Raw genomic sequence first — 7,584 nt, forward strand, 5'->3', positions numbered from 1 at the left:
GTTTTATGATTAGAGTAAATAGGTTAAATAATACTGAATTCGTAATCAACTGCGAGCTAATAGAATTCATAGAAGAAACCCCAGATACGGTTATTACTTTAACTACAGGTAAGAAAATTGTAGTAAAGGAATCAATTGATGAAATAATTGATAAGGTAATAAAATTTAAAAACAATATTTTTATTTACAGATTAAAGGAATAGAAAAGAGGTGTGACTTAATGGATATAGCAACAATCATTGGTTTTTTGATGGGAACAGCTTTCGTTGTTTGGGGTATTTCATTGTCAGGAAGCTTATGGAATTTTTATGATTTTCCTTCTATTGTAATAGTTTTAGGCGGAACCATAGCTGCTACCTTAGTAAGCTATCCATTAAAAAAAGTAATTGGAACCTTAAAAATAGTAAAACATGCTTTTACCCTACATACTCTTAATCCTAGTGGTGTAATTAACCAACTAATAGATCTCTCTAATATTGCTAGAAGAGAAGGACTATTAGCACTAGAAGAATCAGGAGAAAGAATAGAAGATGAGTTCCTTAAAAAAGGAATCATGTTAATAGTAGATGGTACGGATCCTGAGCTTGTAAGGAATATTCTTGAGACTGAATTAGCTTTCTTAGAGGAAAGACACAGAGAAGGACAAAGCATATTTGAAGCAATGGGAAGCTATGCTCCTGCTTTTGGTATGATAGGAACATTAATAGGACTTATTAATATGCTTCAAGATATGGATGACCCATCTAGTGTTGGTCCTAATATGTCGGTGGCTCTTATTACTACCTTTTACGGATCCGTATTAGCAAACCTAGTATTTATACCTATAGCTAATAAGCTTAAAGGCAGAAGCAGTGAAGAAATTTTAATTAAAGAATTAATGGTTGAAGGACTTTTGTCTATCCAAGCCGGAGAAAACCCAAGAATAATTGAAGAAAAACTAAAAACCTTCTTATCTCCTGAAATGAGAAAAGAATATAAAAAAGGTCTTGAAGCTGGAGAAGCATAATATTAAACAAACAAATGATTAAACTGGACTTTATATTTTAGAAAGTATATTAGACTTAGTTACACTTCTTTTGTGTTTTTTTGTATTATTAATTTTGAATTATGATATCAATGCGAAATAACTTTTTGTAATAATCTAATTTTATTATAGACTCTATAGTATCGTAGTACTAAAATATAAAATTATGTATAGAAAAATATAGCATAAAAGTTGATGGAGAGCTTATTAAAGCTTTAATCAACTTGAACCTAATTGAAAAAGGAGTTTTGGAAATGAGTACAAAAAAAATTTTTATTATTGCTATTGTTTCCCTTGTTGTTATATTACTAGCAATAGGAGCGGTTTTTTTATTAATTTCCTATAAAGAAAAAAGTGAACAAAATAAACCAGTGAAGCAATACTACCACGATGTTAGTGAAATGTATTGCAATTTAAAAAATAGTAATAGGATTGTTAAAATTCAAATAACCATTGAATTCACTAATGAAAAACTAGCTGAAGAATTACAGAACAAAGAATTTGCAATTAGACATGAGATTAACACTACAATGGTAAATAAGACTGAAAAAGACTTAGAGGGAGAAGAAGGACTTTCTGCCCTTAGAAGTGAGCTAACTACTAAAATAGCTAAAATATTTAATACTAATGAAATTAATAAGGTATATTTTAAAGAAATAATTGTACAGTAGGGGGGGTTACAGTCTTGGCTGAAGTTTTATCGCAACATGAAATAGATGCCCTACTCAATGCTTTAAACTCTGGAGAAGTAGATGTCAAAGAAATAAAAGACGATAGCAATGAGAAAAAAGTTAAAAAATATGATTTTAGAAATCCACAAAAAATAGCTAAAGATCAGTTGAGAACCTTAGAAATTATTCATGATAACTTTAGCAGACTTCTTCAGACTTTTTTGTCAGGATATTTAAGGGCTCCTGTAAAGATTTCTGTTTTAACAGTAGATCAATATGTATATAGTGAGTTTACAAATGCTATTTCAAATCCAGCATTTCTTTCAATTGTTAACTTTGAGCCTTTGAACGGACAAATAATAATTGATATTTCATCTAATATTGCTTTTACAATTATAGATCGTTTGCTAGGAGGCGATGGAGAAAATTTAGTAGATATTAGAAGCTTTACTGAAATTGAACTTACATTACTTAAAAATGTGATGCAAAGGACTATGGATTTAATAGCAGAAGCTTGGGAGAATGTAATAATACTTACCCCATCCTTAGATAAAATAGAAACAAATTCTCAATTCGCACAAATTATATCGCCAAATGAGACTATAGCATTAGTAACTATGAATTTGTCAATTGGTAACATTGAAGGACTAATTAATCTATGTATTCCTCATATAGTTATAGAGCCTATACTGGAAAGATTAAGTACTAAATTGTGGTTTTCAACAACTACAAAAGATATTACAGAAATAGATAAAGAATTGCTTAGAAAAAGAATTAAAAATACTGTTGTTAGCTTAAACGCTAATTTAAGCTCTACTAAAATTACATTAGGTGATTTAATTAATCTTCAAACTGGAGATGTAATAATGCTAGATAATGTGATAGAAGATGAAGTTTACATAAATGTAGGTACCCAGCTTAAATTTTTTGGGAAGCCTGGAGCTAATAAAAATAAAGTAGCAGTTCAAATAACAAGAGTTCAAAGGGACGGTGATGAAATAAATGACTGATAATATGCTAAGTCAAGAAGAAATAGATATGTTATTAAAAGGAAACTATGATAGTGTTGATGAAGATGTTCTTGATGATATTGAAAAGGATGCGTTAGGAGAAATAGGCAATATCAGTATGGGTACAGCTGCAACTACATTATTCACACTATTAGGACAAAAAGTTACTATTACAACACCTAAAGTTATTGTGACTACTTTAAGAGAAATAGCTGATCAATATTCAATACCTTTTGTTGCCGTCGATGTTAAATACAAAGTAGGCTTAGAAGGAGCAAATTTATTAATATTAAAGAGTGATGATGTTAAAGTAATTACAGACTTAATGATGGGTGGAGATGGCAAAAACATTAATAGAGATATTAATGAAATGGATATTAGTGCTATCAGCGAAGCTATGAATCAAATGGTAGGTTCCTCTTGTACTTCTTTATCAGAGATGTTTTCTAATCTTATAGATATTGAGCCACCAAGGGCTTTCCAGATAAACTTACATGAGAATGATTTTAATTTAGATAACTTTGGATTTGATGAACCGATAGTAAAAGTTTCTTTTAAAATGGTAGTAGGTGATTTAATTGATAGTGAAATAATGCAACTAATACCACTAAACTTTGCACGAAATATGGTTAACAAACTTTTAGGTAAAAGTGATATTGACGAAATAACTCATGAGATACAATATGAAAAAGAAGATTTATCATATGCTCCTCATAAGATGCAACCAGAACAAAATGCAATTACAAATTCTATGTCTTATAGCGGGAAAGTAGAATATGACAATCATGTAGAAAAAATGAATAATGTTAAACAAAATCCCGTTAATGTAAAAAAATTAGAACTACAACAGTTTGAAACAAGTGAAAGTAAAGTATATAATGAAAGCATTGAAATGATACAAGAAATACCTATTGAAATAACTGTTGAGCTTGGAAGAACTACAAGAAAAATTAGTGAAATTCTAGAATATGGACCAGGAACTATAATTGAGCTAGACAAGCTACTAGGCGAACCTTTGGAAATTTTCGCAAATGGGAAATTTATTGCAAAAGGTGAAGTTGTAGTAATTGATGATAATTTTGGTGTTAGAATCACTGATATTATCAATCCATCTAAACGAATAAGCAAAAATTAAGGAGGAATTATTATGGCAAAGGGAATATTAATTGTTGATGATGCAGCTTTTATGAGAATGATGATAAAGGATATTTTGACTAAAAACGGATTTAATGTTGCTGGTGAAGCTGAAAATGGTGCTAAAGCAATTGAAAAATATAAAGAGCTTTCACCTGAATTAGTTATTATGGATATAACTATGCCAGAGGTAGATGGTATACAAGCAGTAAAGGAAATAAAAAAGATAGATAGTAGTGCTAAAATAGTTATGTGCTCTGCCATGGGACAGCAAGCAATGGTTATTGAAGCTATACAGGCTGGAGCAAAAGACTTTATTGTTAAGCCTTTCCAAGCAGATAGAGTTATTGAAGCTGTAAAAAAGGTTATTGGATAATAAAATACTTTTTAAAATTGATCATTAAAAACATTACAGTATATGTCAATAATTGGATGTGATGCTTAATTGATATCTGAGTTAATAAAAACCTTTGTGTATTTAGCTACTTTTATTTTTGTAATATTGTTGGCTTTTTTCTCTACTAAATATATAGCAAAAAAATCAAGTGTATTAGGAAGAAGCAACAACATTAAGGTAATTGATGGAATTTCTTTAGGCAACAACACGAAGCTATTTATTGTAGAGATTCTTAATATTATTTATATTATTTATGATAACAATTCCCATGCTGTAGTAATAGAAAAGTATAATAAAGATGATATTGCTAATAAATTGGGGGATATAAAATCTGAAAAAGAAGATATAAGCTTAAGAATAAAGAAATTGCTATCAAAAAAAGAAAATACTTTAGAAAAGCTTAATAAGGAAAAGAAAAACAAAGACTACTAGATTAAGTGCGCCTTTGTTGTAAACAAACACTATTTACTTTAGAAAAGATAAGGATGAGACTATGAAATCTATACTAAAAATCACATTTATTATACTTATTTTTATATTGGCTTTTACAGGGATTAGTTTTGCTACACCTCAGATACCTTCACTAGGCGAAGCTTTAGACACTGCAAGTGGCAATCCTAGTAACGAAGGATATGTGTCTGCAATTCAGTTGCTTATATTATTTACGATCTTATCCTTAGCACCATCAATACTTATTATGATGACTAGTTTTACAAGAATTATTATAGTGTTATCTTTTCTAAGAAATGCAATAGGTACACAACAAACTCCACCTAATCAAGTGCTAATAGGAATAGCATTATTTCTTACTTTTTTTTTGATGGCACCTATAGCAACGCAGATTAATGAAGAAGCAATTCAACCTTATTTAGCTGAAGAAATAAGTCAAGAAGATGCTTTAGACATAGGGATGTCGCCTATTAGAGAGTTTATGTTTAGGCAAACTAAAGAAAAAGACGTAGCACTCTTTTTAAGGATAGCAAAAATAGACAATGTAAATTCTATAGAAGACATTCCAACTAGAGTTTTAATACCTTCTTTTATAATTAGTGAGCTAAAAACTGCTTTTCAAATAGGATTCATTTTGTTTATTCCTTTTCTGGTTATTGATATGGTAGTAGCTAGTACACTGATGTCCATGGGGATGATGATGTTACCACCAGTGATGATATCATTACCTTTTAAGTTATTGCTATTTATTATGGTTGATGGTTGGAACCTAATAATTGGACAAATTGTATCTAGCTTCAAATAATTGGGAGGGATATTATGGGGCAAGGAGAAATAATACTTATTGCACAGCAAGCTCTTAAAACTATTTTAATGGTATCAGCACCAATGCTTGGTTTTGGACTACTGGTTGGATTACTAGTTAGTATTTTTCAGGCCACAACACAAATACAAGAGGCAACCCTAGCTTTTGTTCCTAAAATAATCGCAGTTTTTATATCACTCTTGATATTTGGCCCTTGGATATTGAATGTTTTAACTGAATTTGCACAAAATTTATTTTTAAATATAAACTCATTTATTAATTAAACAGGAGTAAAAATATGGAAGCTTTACTTGCTAATGTAATAGAAAAACATCAAATATTTTTACTTATCTTAGTAAGAATGACAGGGTTATTTTTATTAACTCCTATATTTAGTAGAGAAAACATACCCAATTTATTCAAAATAGGTTTTTCGGTTTTTTGTGCAATAATACTAGTAAATATTATTGATGCAGGTTTTTCTTATTTATCCCCTTTTGAGCTAATGCTTTATACAATAAAAGAGCTACTTATAGGGTTAATGCTAGGATTTATTTCTCATCTATTTTTAACCTCTTTTTATCTAGCAGGGCAAATTATTGATATGCAGATAGGCTTTGGTATGGTCAACGTATTAGATCCTCAACACAATATACAGGTTCCAGTTATGGGTAATTTTTATTACATAATTGCAATATTAGTGTTTTTAACAATTGATGGACATCATTTATTGATAGAAGCATTAGTGAATTCCTATGATTATGTTCCAGTTGGGCAATTCAAGTTTGTAGGAGGATTTATTGATCAACTAGTTAGAGTAGTTAGCCAAACGTTTATTATTGGATTAAAGATTAGTGGACCAATATTAGCTGCTATTTTTCTTTCTGACGTTTTACTAGGGATATTAGCGAAGACAATGCCTCAGATGAATGTGTTTGTTGTAGGTATGCCCCTAAAGATACTAATTGGTATAGTAACAATAACAATTACTTTACCTTTGTTCATTGCTACTCTTCAACATATATTTAATAATATGTATGAGGAGATTTTTAACTTTTTAAAGGTCATTCAAAAAGGATGATAAATATGGATTTTGATTTTAGAATAAATCTCCAGTTGTTTTCAGATGAAAAGACGGAAAAAGCTACTCCTAAACGAAGAAGAGAAGCGAGAGAAAGGGGACAAGTTTTACAAAGCAAAGAAATTAGCTCTTCAATAATAATTATAGCCTCATTTTTAACTTTAAAGACACTAGGAGGATTCATGTTAAAAAGTTTGCTATCCTTTTCTAATAGCTTTTATAGTGAATATTTCCATAATCCAGATATTTTTAATGTTAAAGACATTAGTATATTAATGACTAGAATAATTAGTATTTTAGTAGTTGTAGTAGGTCCATTAACTGCAATATTATTGATAATCGGTGTAGCAACCAACTATTTACAAGTAGGTTTTTTGTTCACAACAAAGACCCTAGAAATAAAGCTTAGTAGATTAAATCCAATAGAAGGCTTTAAAAGAATAATCTCTAAACGTGCTCTTGTTGAGCTATTTAAATCTATTTTTAAAATAGTTGTAATTGGTTATATAATCTATTTATATGCAATAAAGGAAATATATAATATTTTTAAGCTAATAGACCTTAATGTAGAAAGCATAGTAGCCTACATTGGCAATATGGTTGTAAATGTAGGACTCAGATCAGGGATTGCCCTATTTATATTAGCTTTGTTTGATTACGGATATCAATGGTGGCGGATTGACCCCTTAATATTGGACAAAAACTCACGAATACTTTCTTTTTCTTAGTTCCTTATATTTTAATGCTTTTTCGCTTTTTTTATTATACATAAATATTTATCCTCATCAAGGGTAAAGGCTACGCCCCTGCTACCGCAGGCCCTTGATTTCAGCTAAATATTTATGTGTGCTTCTCTTAAGCGAAAAACATTAAAGTTTGACTATTAAAGGCTTTGCTGTTCCTTCTAGGGTTCTTTGATAGAATTCCGATGGAGGAATATATCCTAAGGAACCATGAATTCTGATTTTATTATATGATTTCATGTATTCAGCAACTTCTTTATAAGCCTCGG

The 7,584-nt window shown here is 29.9% G+C and carries 11 protein-coding genes; all 11 read left to right on the forward strand.

Translation table 11 applies throughout. The annotated features are described in order from the left end of the window. Nucleotides 1-5 precede the first annotated feature (5 nt). The 11 genes from BLV37_RS07680 (at nucleotide 6) to BLV37_RS07730 (ending at nucleotide 7,300) form a co-directional block, all read left to right on the forward strand. Nucleotides 6-203, forward strand: a complete 198-nt coding sequence (locus BLV37_RS07680; RefSeq protein ID WP_091729583.1) for a flagellar FlbD family protein — start codon at nucleotides 6-8, stop codon at nucleotides 201-203. A 17-nt stretch (nucleotides 204-220) separates the two neighbouring features. After that, nucleotides 221-1,006, forward strand: coding sequence for a flagellar motor protein (locus BLV37_RS07685; RefSeq protein WP_091729586.1), 786 nt, complete (start codon nucleotides 221-223; stop codon nucleotides 1,004-1,006). 272 nt (nucleotides 1,007-1,278) lie between these two features. Beyond that, on the forward strand, nucleotides 1,279-1,695 hold the full coding sequence (locus tag BLV37_RS07690; protein ID WP_091729588.1) for a flagellar basal body-associated FliL family protein: 417 nt from the start codon (nucleotides 1,279-1,281) through the stop codon (nucleotides 1,693-1,695). Between the two features lie 14 nt (nucleotides 1,696-1,709). After that, nucleotides 1,710-2,705 carry a flagellar motor switch protein FliM gene (fliM, locus tag BLV37_RS07695; protein ID WP_091729591.1) on the forward strand — a complete coding sequence of 332 codons (996 nt, stop codon included), beginning with the start codon at nucleotides 1,710-1,712 and terminating at the stop codon, nucleotides 2,703-2,705. Beyond that, nucleotides 2,698-3,840, forward strand: a complete 1,143-nt coding sequence (fliY, locus tag BLV37_RS07700) for a flagellar motor switch phosphatase FliY (protein WP_091729593.1) — start codon at nucleotides 2,698-2,700, stop codon at nucleotides 3,838-3,840. The genes fliM and fliY overlap by 8 nt, the downstream gene beginning before the upstream one ends. A gap of 12 nt (nucleotides 3,841-3,852) precedes the next feature. Next, a complete protein-coding gene (locus BLV37_RS07705; protein ID WP_091729595.1) occupies nucleotides 3,853-4,215 on the forward strand; it encodes a response regulator in 363 nt (120 codons plus the stop codon). Nucleotides 4,216-4,284: 69 nt separating this feature from the next. Further along, the gene (locus BLV37_RS07710) at nucleotides 4,285-4,668 is read left to right on the forward strand and encodes a flagellar biosynthetic protein FliO (protein WP_091729597.1); all 384 of its coding nucleotides are present in this window, start codon (nucleotides 4,285-4,287) and stop codon (nucleotides 4,666-4,668) included. A 61-nt stretch (nucleotides 4,669-4,729) separates the two neighbouring features. Further along, nucleotides 4,730-5,491, forward strand: coding sequence for a flagellar type III secretion system pore protein FliP (fliP, locus tag BLV37_RS07715; protein ID WP_091729600.1), 762 nt, complete (start codon nucleotides 4,730-4,732; stop codon nucleotides 5,489-5,491). A gap of 14 nt (nucleotides 5,492-5,505) precedes the next feature. After that, nucleotides 5,506-5,775: a flagellar biosynthesis protein FliQ gene (fliQ, locus tag BLV37_RS07720; RefSeq protein WP_091729603.1), complete on the forward strand. Its 270-nt coding sequence runs from the start codon at nucleotides 5,506-5,508 to the stop codon at nucleotides 5,773-5,775. A gap of 14 nt (nucleotides 5,776-5,789) precedes the next feature. Continuing rightward, nucleotides 5,790-6,572 carry a flagellar biosynthetic protein FliR gene (fliR, locus tag BLV37_RS07725; RefSeq protein WP_091729605.1) on the forward strand — a complete coding sequence of 261 codons (783 nt, stop codon included), beginning with the start codon at nucleotides 5,790-5,792 and terminating at the stop codon, nucleotides 6,570-6,572. Between the two features lie 5 nt (nucleotides 6,573-6,577). Further along, nucleotides 6,578-7,300 (forward strand): EscU/YscU/HrcU family type III secretion system export apparatus switch protein, encoded by a 723-nt coding sequence (locus tag BLV37_RS07730; RefSeq protein ID WP_176967919.1) that lies wholly within the window; start codon nucleotides 6,578-6,580, stop codon nucleotides 7,298-7,300. The last annotated feature ends 284 nt before the right edge of the window (nucleotides 7,301-7,584 follow it).

It is taken from the genome of Proteiniborus ethanoligenes, assembly GCF_900107485.1.
Taxonomy (GTDB): domain Bacteria; phylum Bacillota; class Clostridia; order Tissierellales; family Proteiniboraceae; genus Proteiniborus; species Proteiniborus ethanoligenes.